The organism is Streptomyces sp. NPDC107500, from assembly GCF_055582785.1.
In genome coordinates this window covers 1,002,546-1,021,011 of the sequence record NZ_JBVJPF010000003.1, presented here as the reverse complement: position 1 = coordinate 1,021,011, position 18,466 = coordinate 1,002,546, and the positions used below count along the sequence as shown (strand labels likewise).

The window sequence follows — 18,466 nt, the reverse complement described above, 5'->3', positions numbered from 1 at the left end:
GGGCTGCCGACGGGCTTCGGTGGCAGGGCTCAGTGGTGCCACGCCTTGCCGCCCGTGTTGTGGATGAAGCGCTGGAGCACCTTCAACGTGGTCAGGTACTCCTCGTCGGAGATTCCGGCGTGGCGCTCCGTCCACAGGTCGCGCTGGAGGGCGGCCGCCTTCGCGTGGAAGGCGCCGCCCTCGGGGGTGAGGGTCAGCCGGCCGTCGGGGGACTGGGCGATCCAGCCCCGGGTGACGGTCGCGTCGATCTCCGACTCCATCACCTCCGGGCCCGCGTCGAGGTAGTTCCGCAGGAGGCGGGAGATCTCGTCGCGGGTCTTCGGGGTGCCGGCGCCGGCGACCTGGGCGAGGACCCACCACTGGGGCTGGGTCGTGCCGATCTCGGCGAGGGCGGCGCGGGTGCGGGTGACGACCGCCTTGTAGGCGGCCCAGCTCCAGTAGCCGATGGGCTGGTGGATCAGGTCGGCGTCGCTGTGCGAGTAGTCCATGGCGCCGACCGTAGAAGCTGAAGTTTGGTTGAGGTCAAGGGCTTCCCGGTCCGACTCCCCGTCGGCAAAGGCACCGGCGGGGCGGGCGTAGCGTAGGAGCCATGACGACGTACGGATCCTTTCCCGGCACCCGGCCCCGGCGGCTGCGGACCACCCCCGTGATGCGTCGGATGGTCGCCGAGACCCGGCTCCACCCCGCGGACTTCATCCTCCCCGCCTTCGTGCGCGAGGGCGTGCGGGAGCCGGTACCGGTGGCCGCGATGCCCGGGGTCGTGCAGCACACCCGGGACACCCTCAAGAAGGCCGCCGCCGAGGCGGTCGAGGCCGGGATCTCCGGGATCATGCTGTTCGGCGTGCCGGAGGAGGAGAAGAAGGACGCCGTCGGGACGACGGGGACGGATCCGGACGGGATCCTCCAGGTCGCGCTGCGCGACGTGCGGGCCGAGGTCGGCGACGACCTGCTCGTCATGTCCGACCTCTGCCTCGACGAGTTCACCGACCACGGGCACTGCGGTGTCCTCGACGCCGAGGGGCGGGTCGACAACGACGCCACCCTGGAGCGGTACGCCGAGATGGCCCAGGTCCAGGCCGACGCGGGCGCCCATGTGGTCGGCCCCAGCGGGATGATGGACGGCCAGATCGGCGTCGTCCGGGACGCGCTGGACCAGATCGGGCGGGAGGACGTCGCCGTCCTCGCGTACACCGTGAAGTACGCCTCCGCCTTCTACGGGCCCTTCCGCGAGGCCGTCGGGTCCTCGCTTCAGGGGGACCGCAAGACCTACCAGCAGGACGCCGCCAATGCGCGGGACGCGATGCGCGAGCTGGCGCTGGACCTCGAGGAGGGCGCCGACATGGTGATGGTCAAGCCGGCCGGTCCCTACCTCGACATCCTCGCCAAGGTCGCCGAGGTCTCGGACGTGCCCGTCGCCGCCTACCAGATCTCCGGCGAGTACTCGATGATCGAGGCCGCCGCCGAGAAGGGCTGGATCGACCGCGACCGGGCCATCCTGGAGTCGCTCACCGGGATCAAGCGGGCTGGCGCCCGCAACATCCTGACCTACTGGGCGACCGAGGCCGCTCGCACACTGCGCTGACCGACCGGTGCCGGCCCCGCACGCACGGCGTGCGGGTGCGCGTACCCCTTCAGTACTCGAGCGCGTTCGCGGCGCTGGTCTGCCAGTACGTGACCGTCAGGGCGCTGTCGACGAACACTCCGCCCGAGGGCAGCGTGACCCGGGCGATGGAGCCGTCCTCGAAGGGGATGGTGAGGGTCTGCGTGTCGTAGCCGCCCTCGCCGCTGCCGTCGCCGGACGACAGCCGCACGCCCGCGTAGCCGGACTCGCCGGGGGCCAGCGTCGTCAGGGACTGCGGCTTGCTGGACTCCGCGACGGGCGGCACCGACTGGGCCTCGCCGAACCGGGCCGCCGGGTACTCGGGGAGCGCGCAGGTCTTCGAGCCGGTGTTGGTCGCGGTCAGCAGCAGGTGGTTGATCGGGCGGGGCGCGTTCGCCGCGGTGATCCGCACGTCGGAGGCGGAGCACTCGCCGGGCAGGCCCGGGTCGGACTGGTCTTCGCCCGCGGCGGCGCCCGAGCCCGCTTCGGCGCCCGAGCCCGCGGTGGAACCGGTGCCGGCGCCGTTCCCGGCGTTCGGCGCCTGGCCGGTGTCCTCCTTCGCGTCGCCCGAGCCGCCCTTGGCGGACGGCTGGTTGGTGTTCCCGGCCACGGACGTGTTGGCGGCCGGGGCCGGGGCGCCCGAGTCGACGCCGTCGCCCTCACAGGCCGTCAGGGAGAGCGCGGCCAGCGCCACCGTGGTGGCGGCGAACAGGCGGGTGCGAGTGGTGCGTGCGGACATGGAGGCCCCCTGTGAATCTGGTTACTGAGGTGAGCCGCTCGACCGTTCGCCGGGAGCGGCTGCTTGGATGACCACAGCTTGCGGTCGGGCCCGTCCCGGCCGCCAGCGACCGCGGAGCATACGGGACGGTGGGACGCCCGGAACGCTCTGACCTGCGGGAACAACGTCCTTCTGGGACGCGGTACGGGGATGCGAGAGAGGGTGGAACGGTGGCGGGGGACGACTTCGCGGGACTGCTGCGGGAGTTGAAGGAGCGGTCCGGGCTCAGCTACGGGGCACTGGGCAAGCGGCTGCACATGAGCGGCTCGACCCTGCACCGGTACGTCAGCGGAGAGGTGGTGCCGGTCGAGTTCGCCTCCGTCGAACGCCTCGCCCGCGTGTGCCGGGCGACCCCCGAGGAACTGCTCGAACTCCACCGCCGCTGGATCCGCGCGGACGCGCTGCGCGGCGTGAAGAAGGAGGAGAGCGGGGAGGCGGAGGGGACGGAGGCGTCCGGGAGGACCGAGGGCACCGGGGGCGCCGAGGAGCCGGGGGAGTTCGGGAGGTCCGGCGGGTCCGAGGGACCCGGGAAGCCCGAGGAGTTCGAGGGACCCGGGAAGCCGGGGGAGCCCGGGGAATCCGGTGCGCCCGAGGAGTCCGGCGTAGCCGTCGGAACCGCGGAGGAGACCCCGTCCCGCCGCCGGGTCCCGCGCGCCGCGCTCTACGCCGCGTCCGGCGTCGTGGCCGTCAGCGCCGCCGTCGCGCTCGTGGCGAACCTCGTGCCGGGCACGGGCGACGGTACGGGGCACGGTCGGGCCGGTGCCGTCGCGCACAGCTCCGCCCCGGTGTCCGGCACCGCCTCCGGATCGGCCACCCCGAGCGCCTCCGCGTCCCCGTCCGGCTCCCCCTCGGGCTCCCCGACCGCTTCCCCCTCCGCGTCCCCCTCGCGTCCGGGTACCGCGTCGCCGAGCCGGCAGGCACCCGCCAACGGCCCCGCGCTGACCGTGTCGACCACCCCGTACTACTGGGACGTGCCCTGCGACCACGCCTTCCTGGTCGACCGCAGCCCGAAGAACGTGCCGAAGCCGCCCCCGCAGCAGGACGCCGTCGGCTGGGCCACCCCCCTCAACGCGGTCTCCGCGAACCGGCAGATGACCGTTCTCACCGTGCAGGGCACCGGCCCGGAGACAGTGGTCCTGGAGGACCTGCACGTCCGGGTGGTGGACAGCGGACCGCCGCTGGACTGGAACCAGTACGTGATGGGCAACGGCTGCGGCGGTCAGGTGAACGTCACGGCCTTCGACGTCTCCCTCGACCTGGGCACCCCGCTGGCGACGCCGATCGGGGGGCAGCGGGACTTCCCGTACAGCGTCAGCGAGTCCGACCCCGAGGTCTTCCACGTCAACGCGCACACCAGCGGCCAGAACGTCAGCTGGTACCTGGAGCTGGAGTGGTCCAGCGGCGGCCGGCACGGCACGACCCGCGTCGACGACCACGGCAAGCCGTTCCGCACCAGCGCCTCACGGGACAGCTCCTACTACGCGTACCCCCTCGGCAGTGACGCGTGGGAGTTCGTGGACGGCGGCTGACCCCAGGCTGCCGGGTGCTCGCACGCGTGTCCGCATCACGGAAAGGAACTTGTAGGCGGCACGTACTTCTCTAGGCTGCGGGCATGACCCCGACCGAGACCGCGCCCGCCGACGCCGCCGTCCCCCTGCCCCCGCTCGCCGCGCGGGCCCGGTCGACCGGGGGTTCGCCCGTACGGGACATCCTCGCCGTCACCGCCCGCCCCGAGGTGATCAACTTCGCGGGCGGGCTGCCGGCGCCCGAGCTGTTCGACGCGGAGGGCATCGCCGCCGCGTACCGGGACGTCCTCGCGGAGACTCCCGCGCGGGCCCTCCAGTACTCCACCACCGAGGGCGAGCCCTCCCTGCGGGCCGCGCTCGCCGCCCGTACGTCGGTGCGCGGTCTGGCCACCGACGCCGAGGACATCCTCGTCACCACCGGCTCGCAGCAGGCCCTCTCGCTCCTCGCCACGGCCCTGCTCGAACCCGGCGACACCGTCCTCGTCGAGAGCCCCTGCTACCTGGCCGCGCTCCAGGCCTTCGGCTTCGCGGGCGCCCGGGTCGTCGCCGTCCCCGGCGACGAGGACGGGATCGATCCCGCCGCGCTGGAGGAGCTGGTGGTGCGCGAGCGGCCCAAGCTGCTCTACACGGTCCCCACCTTCCAGAACCCCACCGGGCGCACCATGCCCGCCGCCCGCCGGGCCGCCGTCGCCGAGGTCGCCGGGCGGTGCGGCCTGTGGATCGTCGAGGACGACCCGTACGGGGAGCTGCGCTTCGAGGGCGAGCGGGTGCCGTGGATCGCCTCCCGCGACGGGGCCCGGGACCGGACCGTGCTGCTCGGCTCCTTCTCCAAGGTCATGGCCCCCGGTCTGCGCCTGGGCTGGCTGCGGGCGCCCGCCGACCTGCTCCGGGCCTGCGCGGTCGCCAAGCAGGCCGCCGACCTGCACACCCCGACCGTCAACCAGCTCGCCGCGGCCCGGTACCTGGCCGACCGCGACCTGGACGCGCACGTCGCACACGTCGCCGCCGCCTACGGTGTCCGCCGGGACGCCATGCTCGCGGGCCTCGCGGACGCGCTCCCGGCGGGGTCGGTGTGGACCCGTCCCGAGGGCGGCATGTTCCTGTGGGCCCGCCTGCCCGAGGGGTACGACACCACCGCCCTGCTGCCCGAGGTGGTCCGGCACGACGTGGCGTACGTCCCCGGCGCCCCCTTCCACGCGGGCACCCCCGACCGTGCCACCCTGCGGCTGTGCTTCGTCACGCAGACGCCGGACGAGATCGCGGAGGGCCTGCGCAGGCTGGGCGCGGGGCTGCGGGGCGCCCGGGTCTCCGCGGGGGCGTAGGCCCGGGTCCTAGGACCAAGAGCCGAGGCCGCGGCGCCGTACCCGAACGTACGGTGAGGTCATGGCCGACAGCGCACGGACGACGACACCGTTCGACCTCGACGCGTACCTCGCCCGGATCGGCTGGGCGGGGGAGCGGCGGGCCGACGTCGCCACGCTCCGCGGGGTGCACCTCGCCCACGCCCGGGCCATCCCCTTCGAGAACCTCGACGCCCTCGGAGGGCGCGCCCCTTCCCTCCGGCTGGCCGACCTGACGGCCAAGCTGGTGCACGGCGGCCGGCGCGGCGGCTACTGCTACGAGCACAACACCCTGTTCGCGGCGGCCCTGGACGCGCTGGGCTTCGGGGTGACCCTGCTCACCGCACGGGTCGTCCTCGGCGCCGAGCGTCTCGAGGACCGCCCGCGCACGCACATGGCCCTGCTGGCCGAGGTCCCCGGCGACCCGCGGGCGTACCTGGCCGACGTCGGCTTCGGCGCGGTCGGCTCCCTGCTGGAACCGGTGCCGCTGACGGCGGACACCGAGTTCCACGACGCCGGACGCCTGCACCGGCTGGTGCACGCGCCGCGCCGGGGGCCGCTGGAGACGTGGGTGCTGGAGGCGCACGGGACAGGGGGCTGGGTGGCGCAGTACGCCTTCACCGTCGAGCCGTTCGAGCAGCCCGACTTCGAGGTCATCAACTGGCACATCGCCACGAACCCCCGCTCCCCGTTCGCCCGGCACCCCTACATCCAGCGCCTCACCCCGGACGCCCACCTGCTCCTCGAATCGGGCCGCGTCATCACGACCCGCGCCGACGGCACGGTCACCGAACACAAACCGGCCGACGAGACGGAGGCCCGGCGCGTGCTGGCGGAGGACTTCGGCATCGACGCGCCGGAAGGTCTGCGGCTGCTCGGCTGACCCCCTGTCGGGTACGGATGGGGAATGTGCGCTTCCAGTGGTTTGTGTGAGGTAACGGTGGATAGCCAACTGGTCGTTGTGCGACACCAGTTCGGGCGCTGACTCCGCGCCCGTCTCACGAAGGGGGAGGCATCCGTGCGTACCCGCACCGGATGGCGACGCGCCCTGCTCGGCGCGCTCGCGAGCCTGACCGCGACCATCGGCCTGACGGCCGGCCTGTCCGCACCCGCCGCGGCCGCCGCCGGCACGCCGGCGGCCGTCACGAAGTACAGCCACAACAGCGAGGCCGGTGACTACATCGGGCAGGGCGCCAAGGCCGCCTACACGCCCGCGACGGCGACCATCACGGCCGGCGGGGACGCGGAGTACGTGCGCTTCCGGGTCTGGGTGGAGAGCGCGGACGACGTCACCTGGTGGGACGTCGACCTCGCCGCGCCCAAGGGGGAGAAGCTGCGGCCGGGCGTCTACCGGAACGCGGAGCGGGCCTCGTTCCGCACCGGCCGCTCACCCGGGCTCGACGTCTCGGGTGACGGGCGGGGCTGCAACGAGGTGTGGGGCCAGTTCTCGGTCAACCAGATCGAGACGGACGACACGGGTGCCATCACGGTCCTGGACGCGAGCTACGTCCAGCGGTGCGACAGCGCCACCGCGCCCGCGCTCAGGGGCCAGGTCAAGTTCCGTGCCCTCCCGCTGTCCTACTCGTACTCCAGCGACCCCGACGACTGGATAGCCAGGGGCGCGAGCGGGACGCACACGGGTGCCACCAGCATCTTCGGCCTGCGCCCGTGGGCCGGCGGCGAGGGGCTCCAGTACAACGTGGAGGGCAAGCGCGAGTACTACTCGGCGCTCATGACGCCGCCCACCGGCACCCGGTTCGAGGCCGGACGCACCTACCCCGTCGCCAACACCGACGGCGAGGGCGTGGCCGGGTTCTCCGTCTCGGGCAACGGGCGCGCCTGCAACACCGTCACCGGCAGCCTGACCATCACCGACCTGGTACGCGACGAGGCCGGTGCCGTCCAGGCGTTCGCCGCCACCTTCGTCCAGCACTGCGGAGGTGGCGACGCCGCGCTGCGCGGAACGATCCGCTACTACGCCTGACCCGTCCCGGCGTCAGAGGCGCTCGGGCGTCCGGATCCCCAGCAGGGCCATGCCCTGGTGCAGGGTGCGGGCCGTGACGTCGCACAGGAAGAGGCGGTTCTCGACCTGCTGCGGCGTCTCGGCCTTCAGGACCGGGCACTTGTCGTAGAACGACGTGAACAGCGAAGCCACCTGGTAGAGGTACGCCGTCAGCTTGTGCGGGGCGTACTCCGCGGCCGCCTCGAAGACCGTGTCGCCGAACGCGTCCAGGTGCAGGCCCAGCGCCCGCTCCGCCGCGTGCAGCTCCAGCTCCGGGTGGGCGGCGGGGGCGACCTCGCCGGCCTTGCGGAGGATGGACCGGATCCGGGCGTAGGCGTACTGGAGGTACACGCTGGTGTCGCCGTTGAGCGAGACCATCTGGTCCAGGTCGAACTTGTAGTCGCGGCTCGGCGACGTCGACAGGTCCGCGTACTTCACGGCGCCGATGCCGACCTGGGCGGCCCGCTCCTGGATCTCGTCCTCGGTGAGGTCCCGCGCCTTCTCCCGCACGACCTCCGCCGCCCGCTGCACAGCCTCGTCCAGCAGGTCCTCAAGACGCACGGTCTCGCCCGCACGCGTCTTGAAGGGCTTGCCGTCCGCGCCGAGCACCGTGCCGTAGCCCATGTTGTGCGCGGTGACGTCGTCGTTCAGCCAGCCGGCCCGGCGGGCGGTCTCGAAGACCATCCTGAAGTGGAGCGACTGGCGCACGTCGACGACGTACAGCAGCGTGGTCGCGTCCAGGTCCTGGACGCGGTTGCGGATCGCCGTCAGGTCGGAGGCCGCGTAGCCGAAGCCGCCGTCGGCCTTCTGGACGATCAGCGGGACCGGCTGGTCGTCCTTGCCGCGGATCTCGTCGAAGAACACCACGAGCGCGCCCTCGGAACGCACCGCGACGCCCGTCTCCTCCAGGATGCGGGCGGTCTCGGGCATGCCCTCGTTGTACGCGGACTCGCCGACGATCTCCTCGTCGCGGATCTCCATGTCGAGCTTCTCGAAGACGGAGTAGAAGTAGACCTTCGACTCGTCCACGAACTGCTGCCACAGCTCGAGCGTCTCCTTGTCGCCGGACTGAAGGGCGACGACCCGCTTGCGGGCCCGCTCCTTGAACTCCTCGTCCGCGTCGAAGACGGCACGCGACGCCTTGTACACCCGGTTCAGGTTCGACATGGCCTGCTCGCCGTCGACGTCTTCCGCCGGGGCCAGCTCACCGGGGTGCTCGAACAGGTACTGGATGAGCATGCCGAACTGGGTGCCCCAGTCGCCGATGTGGTGCCGGCCGATCGTCTTCTCGCCGGTGAAGTCGAGCATGCCGCGCAGGGCGTCGCCGATGACCGCGGAGCGCAGGTGGCCGACGTGCATCTCCTTCGCCACGTTCGGCTGGGCGTAGTCGACGACCGTGACGCCGGCGTCCTTCTTCCGCGGCACACCGAGGCGCTCGCCGTCCGCGTACCGCGCGGCCAGGTTCTCGGTGATCGCCCGGTCGCCGACGGTGATGTTCAGGAAGCCGGGGCCGGAGACCTCGACGTCCTCGATCAGGTCGCCGGTGGTGATGTGCGCGACGACCTCGGCGGCCAGCTCCCGCGGGTTCGCCTTGGCCTTCTTGGCCAGCGCGAGGATGCCGTTGGCCTGGTAGTCCGCCCGGTCACTGCGTCGCAGCAGCGGGTCCACGCCGGCGGCCTCCGGCCGGGTGGCCGTGAGGGCGGACGCGAGATGCTGCTGGACGGAGTCGCTGAGGGACGTGACCGAGGCCATGGAGTGGCTGCCGTTCTGCTCGGGTTCGTGGAGTAGTACAGAAGCCGAGTATCCCACGCGGTGAAAAGCGGTTTTCGCGGATGCGGGCCGGGCTGGGAGAATGGAACGGTCAGCCGTGCGACGTACCGGCCGGCCGAGCAGAAATTCAGCAAACTTCGGGAAAGAGGACGTGCCGATCGTGGCTCAGAGCACAGAGACCACCGACTGGGTCTCCCGTTTCGCGGACGAGGTCATCGCCGAGTCGGAGCGCCGTGCCCCGGGCAAACCTGTGGTCGTCGCGTCCGGGCTCTCCCCGTCGGGACCCATCCACCTGGGCAACCTCCGCGAGGTCATGACCCCGCACCTGGTCGGCGACGAGGTGCGCCGCCGCGGGCACGAGGTCCGGCACCTGATCTCGTGGGACGACTACGACCGCTACCGCAAGGTCCCCGCCGGGATCGCGGGCGTCGACGAGTCCTGGGCCGAGCACATCGGCAAGCCGCTCACCTCCGTCCCCGCCCCGAAGGGCTCCCCGTACCCGAACTGGGCCGAGCACTTCAAGGCCGCGATGGTCGAGTCGCTCGCCGAGATGGGCGTGGAGTTCGACGGGATCAGCCAGACCGCGCAGTACACCTCCGGCGTCTACCGCGAGCAGATCCTGCACGCCCTGAAGCACCGGCGGGACATCGACGCGATCCTCGCCCAGTACCGGACCAAGCAGAAGACCGCGGGCGGCGGCAAGAAGTCGCAGAAGCCCGTCGACGAGGCCGAGCTGGAGGCCGCCGAGGGCTCCGGCGCAGCCGCCGAGGACGACGGCAGCCAGGGCTCCGCCGGGTACTTCCCGTACAAGCCGTACTGCGGCAACTGCGAGAAGGACCTGACCACGGTCACGGCGTACGACGACGACTCGACCGAGCTGACGTACGCCTGCACCGCGTGCGGCTTCTCCGAGACGGTCCGGCTCAGCGAGTTCAACCGCGGCAAGCTGGTCTGGAAGGTCGACTGGCCGATGCGCTGGGCGTACGAGGGCGTCGTCTTCGAGCCCAGCGGCGTCGACCACTCCTCGCCCGGGTCGTCGTTCCAGGTCGGCGGGCAGATCGTCGGGATCTTCGGCGGCGAGCAGCCGATCGGGCCGATGTACGCGTTCGTCGGCATCAGTGGCATGGCGAAGATGTCGTCGTCGAAGGGCGGGGTGCCCACCCCGGCCGACGCGCTCAAGATCATGGAGCCGCAGCTGCTGCGCTGGCTGTACGCCCGCCGCCGCCCGAACCAGTCCTTCAAGATCGCCTTCGACCAGGAGATCCAGCGGCTCTACGACGAGTGGGACCGCCTCGACGCCAAGGTCGCCGACGGCTCCGCGCTGCCCGCCGACGCCGCCGCGCACGCGCGTGCCGTGGGCACGGCCACCGGTGAGCTGCCGAGGACGCCCAGGCCGCTGCCGTACCGCACGCTCGCCTCGGTGGCCGACATCACCGCCGGGCACGAGGACCAGGCACTGCGCATCCTCAGCGAGCTGGACCCGGCGGACCCCCTGGCGACGCTGGCGGAGGCCCGGCCGCGCTACGACAAGGCCGAGGCCTGGATCAACACCCAGGTCCCCGCCGACCAGCGCACCATCGTGCGCCAGGAGCCCGACGCCGAGCTGCTGAAGTCGCTCGACGAGCCGGGCCGGCAGTCGCTGCGGCTGCTCCTCGACGGGCTGGCCGGCCAGTGGTCCCTGGACGGGCTCACCCACCTCGTGTACGGCGTGCCCAAGGTCCAGGCCGGATTCTCGGCGGACGCCACGCCCAAGGAGCTGCCGCCGGAGATCAAGACCGCCCAGCGGACGTTCTTCGCGCTGCTGTACCACCTGCTCGTGGGCCGCGACACCGGCCCGCGGCTGCCCACGCTGCTCCTCGCGGTGGGGCAGGAGCGGGTGCGGACCCTGCTCGGGGAGTAGCTCGGGAGTAGACCTTCCGCGCCGTCAGCGGGTCAGGGCGAAGCCCGCGAACAGCACGCCGACCACGCTGACGGCGAGGAGGGCGAGGTGGCTGCCCCGGGGTGTGAGGTGCTCCGTGGGCTCGCCCCGGCGCCAGCGCTCCAGGATCTCCCGGTACAGCTTGCGCTGGGGAAGCAGGCCGAGGGTCAGACCAATGTGGGCGAACGAGTACATGACGAGCGCCTCGCTCAGGCCGAAGCCGTTCAGCCGGCAGACGAGGACCAGCAGGACGCCGCCGGTGACCATGGTCACCGGGTAGGCGATGCGGAACTTCCGGAACGGGATCCAACTGCCCAGCAGCCGGCTGGACAGCGCGGTGGCGGCCACGGCCAGCAGCACCAGCCAGACGACGGGCACGGACGTGAGCATGGTGTGTCCCCCCTGCCCGGAGGCGGGTACCGGCCTCGGTGGCCCGGTACCCGCCCCGGTCGGATCAGCGGTCTGCGGTCATCCCGTGATCACCCGGAACCCGTGATCACCCGAAAAGGGAACTCAGCGTACCGGTGATGGGCGAGATGATGTCGCTGCCCAGCTGGGTGACCCGCTTGGCCACGGGCGACGCGACGCCCTCCAGCGTGGCCCCGATCCACTTGGACTGGCCGAACGTGAGCAGACCCAGGCTCGTGCCGACGAGGGACCCCGCGAACTCCGAGCTGCCGAAGCCGTGCTCGATGCCCGTGAACAGCGTGCTGAGCCCTGCCGAGGCCAGGGAGACCCAGCCGAGCACCCCCGCCGCCGCGGCGACGGCCGGAGCGAACGGGCCGGTCCACGGCGCGATGAAGGCGGCCCCCGCGGCGAGGAACCCGGAGCCGATGCTGATCCAGTTGAACGCGTCGGCGTAGAACTGGGCGTCGTTCCACCACTCGTCCTTGTCGCCCTGCGAGCCGCCCGAGTTGGTCTTGTCGTGCGTAGGGCTGTCGGCGGGGTTGCGCCCCTCCTCCTTGGCCCTGCGCGCCGCCTCGGCCGCCTTGCGGGCCGCCTCCGCGGCCTCCGCCCTGCGCTTCTGGGTGACGATGCGGCGGGCGTCGGTGGCCGCCGCCGCGGCCTCCTGCGCGTCCTTGCCGGCGGCGATCGCGGACTGGCGCGCGCTGTTCGCCGACGCCTGGGCGCTGTAGGAGGAGCGGACGGCGCTGCGCGCCGAGTCGATCGCCCGGTTCGCCGAGTAGTTGGCCGAACGGCCGGCCTTGCGGGCGGTCGCCGCCGCCGCCTTCGCCCGGTTCGCGGACGCCTGCGCGGCCGCGGCGGACTTGTCCGCGTCGTCGGCGTTCTGGTCGGCCTGCGTCGCGTAGGTGTCCGCCTGCTTCGCGGAGGCGAGCGCCTTGTCCGCCCACTCCTTGGCCTTGTCCGCCGCGTTGCGCGCCTCCGCTGCCGCCTTCGACGCGAGCTGCGCGTCCTCCTGCGCCTTGTAGGCGATCTTCGCGGCGGCGGCGATCGCGCCCCGGACCGCCGCGATGTGCGTGGCCGAGTCGTGGTCGAGCTGGGCCGCCTTGTGCTGGACGAGGGTGATGAAGTTCCGGCGCATCCACGTCGGGCCCTCCAGGGCGACCTCCGCGTACGCCTTGGTGTACATGCCGCCGGTGGTGAGCAGCGCGGCGGTGGCGACGCCGTCGTCGTCCCGGACCGCCTCGGCGTAGTCCTTGTCGAAGAAGGCCCGCAGCGCCTGGGGGGTGTTGGCGTCCAGGGCGGCGTTGGCCGCGGCGGTGACGGCCGGACCGGGCTGGGTGGACAGGATGGAGGCGATGCCGACCCGGCTGTCCTCGGCGGACGCGGTGATCAGTCCGTCGGTCAGGAAGGTCTTCACGGCGTCGGCCAGGTCGCTCGTCAGGGCCGCGTGCACGGCGTCTCCGACGGTGGCCGAGGAAACCTCCGCGACGTGCAGCGCGGTCTCCCGGTCGTCCTGGTCCTCGGCGATCGACCGGTCGGCGTCGATCCAGGCGTGCACGTCCGCGTCCGTGCCGGCCAGCGCGAACTGGGCGGCCTCGCGGGCCCAGGCGCCCTGCGAGGCGGCCATGCCGACGGCCGCCTTGCGGCCCAGGGTCGCGGCCAGTGCCAGGTCGCCGCCGGCCAGCGCCTGCTCGGCGCTCGCGATCCGGTCCTTGAGGTCCTGGGAGGTCTGCTCGTCCTGGGTGCGCCGGTCGGCCTGCGCCGCCCGGTCCTCGGCCTCCAGCTGGGCGAGCAGCCTGGCCTCCTCCAGGCCGTCCTTCTTGTCCTCCTCCAGGCGCGCCGTCTCCGCGGCCCGGGCCGCCTCCTCGACCGCCTTCGCGTCCTCGACGGCCTTGGTCGCGGTCTCGGCGGCCTTGATCGCCTCGGCCGCGTGCGCGGTGGACTTGTTGGCGTAGTCGATGGCCTGACCCGCGTACTTGACCGCCTCCTCGGCCGCGTCGGCGGCCTTGTCGGCGTGGGCCGCGGCGGAGTTGGCGGCGTCGCGGGCGGTGCGCGCGGCGGACGCGGCCTTGTTGGCCAGGGCCTGTGCGGTGGAGGCCGCGTTGGTGGCGCGGTTGGCGGCGCTGTTAGCGATCGCGGCCTGGCGGCGGGCCTCGGCGGCCTCGGACTGGGCGGCGCCCGCCGCGGAGGCGGCCTGGGCCGCGGAGTTGGCGGCGGAGGCCGCGTTGCGCGCGGCGGACGCGGCGGCGGAGCCGGCCCCGGCCGCCTGCGAGGCCGCGGTGGCGGCGTAGTCGGCGGCCTTGGCGGCCGTACGGGCCCGCGCGGCGCCGTTGCGCGCCGCGACGGCGGCGCTCTTGGCCGCACTGGCCTTGCCGGCGTCCTTGGAGGCGGCGATCGCCGCGCTGTACGCGCGTGCCGCCGCGTTGCCCGCGGTGGCGGCGGCCTGCGCGGCGGCGGCCGCGGCGAACGAGGCGCGGCGCGAGGCGGTGACGGCGGTCTGCGAGGCGCTGATGGCGCTGCGGGCGGCCTTCGCGGCACCCTGGGCGGCGCTCGCGGCCTTGCGGGCCGCCGCACCGGACTTCGCCACGTCGTCCTTGGCCGCCGCGGCCTCGGCGGCGGCCTTCTCGGCCGCCTGCTTCGCCTTCTCCGCGGCGGTCTTGGCCCGCTCGGAGGCCTCGACGGCGAGGTCGGTCTCCGCCTGGGCGCGCTTGCCCTCGCGCTCCACGACGGCGACGAGTTCCTCGATCTTCGCGGTCTCCTGGTCGCGGGCGCGCGCGATGTGCTGCCCGGTGTCCAGGAACCACTCCACCTCCTGGCGGCTGCCGCTCATCGCGCGGTCCGCGTACTTGCGCACCTCCGCGCCGCCGGAGGTCAGCATGGCGGCGGTCTCCACCCGCATGTCCTCCTCGCGGGCCTCGAACCTGCCCTCGGACAGGAACGTCGCGAGGTCCTGCTCGGTGCCCGCGTCCAGGGCGGCGGACGCCTCCCGCCTGACCGCCTTGCCGCCGGTGGCGGAGACCGTGGCCGTGGACACCTGGAGGTCTTCGAGCAGGCCGGTTCTGAAGCCGCCGTCGAGGAAGGACGCCACCGCGCCGTCGCCGCCGTCCAGCGCCGCGGACGCCTCGCGCCGCAGCCCGACGCCGGATCTCGCGAGGTAGGCGGCCACGGCGACGCGGTTGTCCTCCGCCGTCACGGTGGCGAGCGTCGTGCCGAGGAACGTCCGTATGTCCGCGTCCGTGCCGTACATCGCGTCCGCCGCGGCGGCCTTGGTGGCCTTGCCGCCGGTCAGCCAGGCCCTGACGACCTTCGCCCGATCGGTGTCCGGCAGCTCGAACGGTGTGGGCGGCTCGTCCGCCGCCCCCGTGGCGGCCCCGGCGCGGGCCGGCGCGACCAGGACGCCGGGCGTGGCGGCGACGGCCGTGACGGCGGCGAGGGTGCCGAGCAGGCGCCGTCGGCTCCAGAACACTGTCTCCATAGGGATTTCGTCCTCCAGGTAAGTGCCGTACGGCACTCGGCGGAATCATTCATGCTGCAATTGCTCAGCAATTCACATTTCTGATGCGCCGTCAATTGATTCTGGAGAGACGGTTGTTCGACCATCACGATCTCTTCACACTTGCGGTTACAACCTTCCGCTCTGGTGATCGGAGTCACACGCTCTGTTCAACTCGCGCCCCTTTTGGGGTGGTTGGCGGTGTGGACATCTCGTGGAGAGATGTATTTGATGAGAAGGGAAGTCGAATTGCGGGAATTAATGGAATTCCCGAAAGGGTGCCCGCGCTATGCGATGTGCTCGTCCTCGAGTTCCGCCGTGTGGCGTTCCTGAAAGCGCATGACCATCCGCTTGGCATCCGCGTCCAGCACGGAAACCCCGTACGTCGCCTCGATGTTGTAGCCGAACTCCCGCGGCGTCGGGTAACCGCTGCCGCTGATCGACCGCTTGAAGACCTGGTAGTACGCGTCCTCGTCCGGCTCCGCCTGCGGGCTGCCGCCCCCCTCGCCCAGCTCACGAGTGCGGTGCGGCCCCACCGGGATGGGGAAGCTGCCCGTGTCCTCCGGAGAGGGCTCCTGGACGGGCGGCGGCTCCTCGAACTGCTGCCGGTACTCGTCCGCCTGCTGCTGCTCCGCGTACCACTGCGCGTACTGCTCGTCCGGGTCGTACGCGGGGTCGTAGTCGCCGCGGTACTCGACGGACTGCGGATCCCGGGCGTGCAGCCACTGGTTCTGGTCCGGCTCGGGCTCCGGTTCCCGCCGCGCCGGCTCCGGCTCCCGGCCGTCCGTCAGCTCGGGACGCCGCTCCGCGTCCGGCTCGCCCTTGCGCAGCGAGGGCGGCGAAGACGGGGCCCCGGGGCCCTCGGTGGCCTCCTCGGGCCGCGGCGCCGGCGGCAGCAGGGCCGGTTCGATGCCCGCCGCCGCCAGACCCGCCGGAGCGGTCTGCGCGAGCGGGACGCCGTAGCGGGCCAGGCGCAGCGGCATCAGGGACTCGACGGGCGCCTTGCGGCGCCAGGAGCGGCCGAACCGGGAACGCAGCCGGGCCTGGTAGACCAGCCGCTCCTGCTCCAGCTTGATGACCTGCTCGTAGGAGCGCAGCTCCCACAGCTTCATCCGGCGCCACAGCAGGAACGTCGGCACCGGGGAGAGCATCCACCGGGTGAGGCGGACGCCCTCCATGTGCTTGTCGGCGGTGATGTCGGCGATCCGGCCGATCGCGTGCCGGGCGGCCTCGACGGACACCACGAACAGGATCGGGATCACGCCGTGCATGCCGACACCCAGCGGGTCCGGCCAGGCCGCCGCGCCGTTGAACGCGATCGTCGCCGCCGTCAGCAGCCACGCCGTCTGGCGCAGCAGCGGGAAGGGGATGCGGATCCAGGTCAGCAGCAGGTCGAGCGCGAGCAGCACGCAGATGCCCGCGTCGATGCCGATCGGGAAGACGTAGCTGAAGTTCCCGAAGCCCTTCTTCAGCGCCAGTTCCCGCACCGCCGCGTAGGAACCCGCGAAGCCGATCCCGGCGATGATGACGGCGCCGAAGACGACCATGCCGATGAGAACGCGATGCGTCCGGGTCAGCTGTAGTGGCGCGGCCACCCGTACTCCCCTCCCAGTGCCTGTTGTTGCGCGCAACAGAGTGGCACATGTGTGCGGGGAACGGGTGGCCGGTGGGTCGTTACGTTCCCTCAGCCCGACTTCGACGACGCCTTCGACGACGGCTTCGACGCCGCCTTCGACGCCGTCGAGGAGGGCTTCTTCGACGGCGACGCCGAGGCGCCCGCCCCGCCGCCGTTGGCCTTCGTCACCGCGGCCACCGCCTCCTTGGCCGCCTTCTGCGCGTCCTTCACCAGGTCGTCCGCGTCCGGCGTCTTCTCGCCGGCCAGACCCGCGCCGTTGTAGTCGAGGGTGACGACGACGTTCTCGACGCGCGCCACGACCGTCTGCTGCTTGAAGGTGCCTTCCTTCTTCTTCAGGTCGTAGCGCACGACCGAGGCCTCGTCACCCGTGCCGTCGAGCGGCGTGGTCTTGAGGCTCTTGGCACCCTCGGCGCCCTGCGCGTCCCCCAGCTGCTTCGTGTAGTAGTCGTGCGCCAGCTCGTCGCCCGCACCGCGCGTCGCGTCCGACTCGAAGCGCAGCATCGACACGCTCAGCCAGCGGAACTGGGAGCCCTTCACGCCGTTGTCGTCGAGGCTGTCCCACGAGCAACCGACCCGGGTGGCGGTGTCGTTGGAGGCGCCCTCCTTGCCGGAGTCGCCCTTCGGGACCAGGTCCTCCAGCGACTTCTTCGACAGCACCGAGCACGGCTCCGGAAGCTTCGCGTACGCCGCCGCCCGCACCGTGGGGGACGGGCTCGCGGACTTGGACGCGGCGGACTGCTCGGCGGCGGCCTTGTCCTTCCCGTCGCCGGAGCCGGAGTCCGAGGAGCAGCCGGCCACCACCAGCACGGCGGGGACGGCGGCCGCGCAGACGACGACGCGGGTCAGCCGCGACGCTTTCCGCTCTCGCTGCTCTCGCTTGTCTCGCTGGTCACGCTGGGCTCGTAGCTGCATGGTTCCTTCACTCATGACGCTCGTGGTTCCTGCGGTCGGAACGGGTCCGGGGAGCCACCGTACGCGGTGAAGAAATCGTGCGGACCCGCTTCGGGCGCACCGCGCGCGCCCGCGACGCGGCCCGGACGGGGCTCAGCCGCCGAGCGAATCCGCCAGCTGGGAGGCCAGTTTCCGGGCCATGTCCTGCATTTCCTCGCTGTCCGGCACGACTCCGAGCGTCGCCGACTGCTCCGCGTACTCGATGGTCACCATGACGTTCGACGTGCGGAACGCCACAGTCACGGTGCGCTGTTTCGCGGTGGAACCGGAGTCGCTCAGCTCGTCGTCGAGGTACCCCTCGTCGCCGAGGTCGTCGAGGAGCCGGGGCTGGAGGTCGGTGGGCGTGGCACTGCCGGAGGGGCTCGACGAGGCGTCCCCGGACGGCGCGGAGCCCGAGGGCGTGGCGGAGGGCGAGCCGGACGACGAGGCGCCGGACGGGGACCCCGACTCGGGTGAGGAGGAGGGCGAGGAGGAAGGCGAGGACGCCGACTCGGAGACGACCGGCTCGGGCAGGTCCGCGGCCTCCACCCGCTTGGCGAAGAGCTGTTCGGCCTGGCTGTCGTCGCTCACGGAGTTGTCGTACGACACCACGCGCTCGAAGTCGACGAAGAGGTGGTTGGTGGCCTGGGCCGACTCGACCTTCCAGCGGCAGCCGACCTTGCGGTCGGTGTCGTACGCGAGCGTCGGCTCCCCCTTGTACGCCTTGTCGCGCTGCGCCTCGTCCGGGATCTCCTCGATGCCGGGCAGCAGCGAGTCGAGCGTCTTGTCGCCGACCGCGCCGCACGGCTCCGGCAGGGTCCGGTACTTGCCCGGCTCGGCGGCCTCGGTGGTGACGCCCGGCCGGCCCGGGTTGGAGTCGTCCGACGTGGCGCCGTCGCCGGAGCCGCCGGTGCAGCCGGCCAGCAACACCGCCAGGCAGGCGGCGACGCCGGGTACGTAGGCCTTCCGCTGCACGGTGCGGCTCCTCTCGCCGGGGTGGCTGTGGTCCGGGACGCTCGGATCGGTTCGGGACTCCAGTGTCCCCGCTGGTTAATCGCTTGCCGCACG

At 72.5% G+C, this 18,466-nt stretch carries 14 protein-coding genes; 6 read left to right on the top strand and 8 right to left on the bottom strand.

Features of this window, described 5'->3' with window-relative positions; genetic code table 11:
• Positions 1-29: 29 nt before the first annotated feature.
• Positions 30-488 carry a MarR family winged helix-turn-helix transcriptional regulator gene (locus ACZ67M_RS16345; RefSeq protein ID WP_361353497.1) on the bottom strand — a complete coding sequence of 153 codons (459 nt, stop codon included), beginning with the start codon at positions 486-488 and terminating at the stop codon, positions 30-32.
• A gap of 101 nt (positions 489-589) precedes the next feature.
• Here ACZ67M_RS16345 and hemB point away from each other — a divergent pair, with 101 nt between their 5' ends.
• Positions 590-1,582: a porphobilinogen synthase gene (gene hemB, locus ACZ67M_RS16340; RefSeq protein WP_234958162.1), complete on the top strand. Its 993-nt coding sequence runs from the start codon at positions 590-592 to the stop codon at positions 1,580-1,582.
• 49 nt (positions 1,583-1,631) lie between these two features.
• On the opposite strand, the gene ACZ67M_RS16335 is transcribed toward hemB, so the two are convergent.
• The gene (locus tag ACZ67M_RS16335; protein WP_392009506.1) at positions 1,632-2,339 is read right to left on the bottom strand and encodes a DUF4232 domain-containing protein; all 708 of its coding nucleotides are present in this window, start codon (positions 2,337-2,339) and stop codon (positions 1,632-1,634) included.
• A 209-nt stretch (positions 2,340-2,548) separates the two neighbouring features.
• Here ACZ67M_RS16335 and ACZ67M_RS16330 point away from each other — a divergent pair, with 209 nt between their 5' ends.
• The 4 genes from ACZ67M_RS16330 to ACZ67M_RS16315 all read left to right on the top strand — a co-directional run bounded on the left by ACZ67M_RS16330 (position 2,549) and on the right by ACZ67M_RS16315 (position 7,228).
• Complete coding sequence (locus ACZ67M_RS16330) at positions 2,549-3,907, top strand: helix-turn-helix domain-containing protein (protein WP_469851316.1); 1,359 nt, start codon at positions 2,549-2,551, stop codon at positions 3,905-3,907.
• Between the two features lie 83 nt (positions 3,908-3,990).
• Positions 3,991-5,226 (top strand): aminotransferase-like domain-containing protein, encoded by a 1,236-nt coding sequence (locus ACZ67M_RS16325; RefSeq protein WP_469851314.1) that lies wholly within the window; start codon positions 3,991-3,993, stop codon positions 5,224-5,226.
• 61 nt (positions 5,227-5,287) lie between these two features.
• Positions 5,288-6,127 carry an arylamine N-acetyltransferase family protein gene (locus tag ACZ67M_RS16320; RefSeq protein WP_469851313.1) on the top strand — a complete coding sequence of 280 codons (840 nt, stop codon included), beginning with the start codon at positions 5,288-5,290 and terminating at the stop codon, positions 6,125-6,127.
• Between the two features lie 135 nt (positions 6,128-6,262).
• Positions 6,263-7,228, top strand: a complete 966-nt coding sequence (locus ACZ67M_RS16315) for a hypothetical protein (RefSeq protein ID WP_469851312.1) — start codon at positions 6,263-6,265, stop codon at positions 7,226-7,228.
• 12 nt (positions 7,229-7,240) lie between these two features.
• Here the strand turns inward: ACZ67M_RS16315 and argS are convergent, their stop codons facing one another.
• Complete coding sequence (gene argS / locus ACZ67M_RS16310) at positions 7,241-8,998, bottom strand: arginine--tRNA ligase (protein ID WP_469851310.1); 1,758 nt, start codon at positions 8,996-8,998, stop codon at positions 7,241-7,243.
• Positions 8,999-9,167: 169 nt separating this feature from the next.
• Between argS and lysS the strand changes: the two genes are divergently transcribed.
• On the top strand, positions 9,168-10,916 hold the full coding sequence (gene lysS, locus ACZ67M_RS16305; protein ID WP_469851308.1) for a lysine--tRNA ligase: 1,749 nt from the start codon (positions 9,168-9,170) through the stop codon (positions 10,914-10,916).
• Between the two features lie 24 nt (positions 10,917-10,940).
• On the opposite strand, the gene ACZ67M_RS16300 is transcribed toward lysS, so the two are convergent.
• From ACZ67M_RS16300 to ACZ67M_RS16280, 5 genes are all read right to left on the bottom strand, one after another.
• On the bottom strand, positions 10,941-11,324 hold the full coding sequence (locus tag ACZ67M_RS16300) for a hypothetical protein (RefSeq protein ID WP_392105208.1): 384 nt from the start codon (positions 11,322-11,324) through the stop codon (positions 10,941-10,943).
• A 106-nt stretch (positions 11,325-11,430) separates the two neighbouring features.
• Positions 11,431-14,814, bottom strand: coding sequence for an ALF repeat-containing protein (locus ACZ67M_RS16295; RefSeq protein WP_392009524.1), 3,384 nt, complete (start codon positions 14,812-14,814; stop codon positions 11,431-11,433).
• 305 nt (positions 14,815-15,119) lie between these two features.
• A complete protein-coding gene (locus ACZ67M_RS16290; protein ID WP_453441177.1) occupies positions 15,120-16,427 on the bottom strand; it encodes a DUF2637 domain-containing protein in 1,308 nt (435 codons plus the stop codon).
• An 89-nt stretch (positions 16,428-16,516) separates the two neighbouring features.
• On the bottom strand, positions 16,517-17,395 hold the full coding sequence (locus ACZ67M_RS16285; RefSeq protein ID WP_469851306.1) for a DUF3558 family protein: 879 nt from the start codon (positions 17,393-17,395) through the stop codon (positions 16,517-16,519).
• A gap of 117 nt (positions 17,396-17,512) precedes the next feature.
• Entirely contained in the window at positions 17,513-18,373 is an 861-nt protein-coding gene (locus ACZ67M_RS16280; protein ID WP_469851304.1) for a DUF3558 domain-containing protein, read from the bottom strand.
• Between the last annotated feature and the right edge of the window lie 93 nt (positions 18,374-18,466).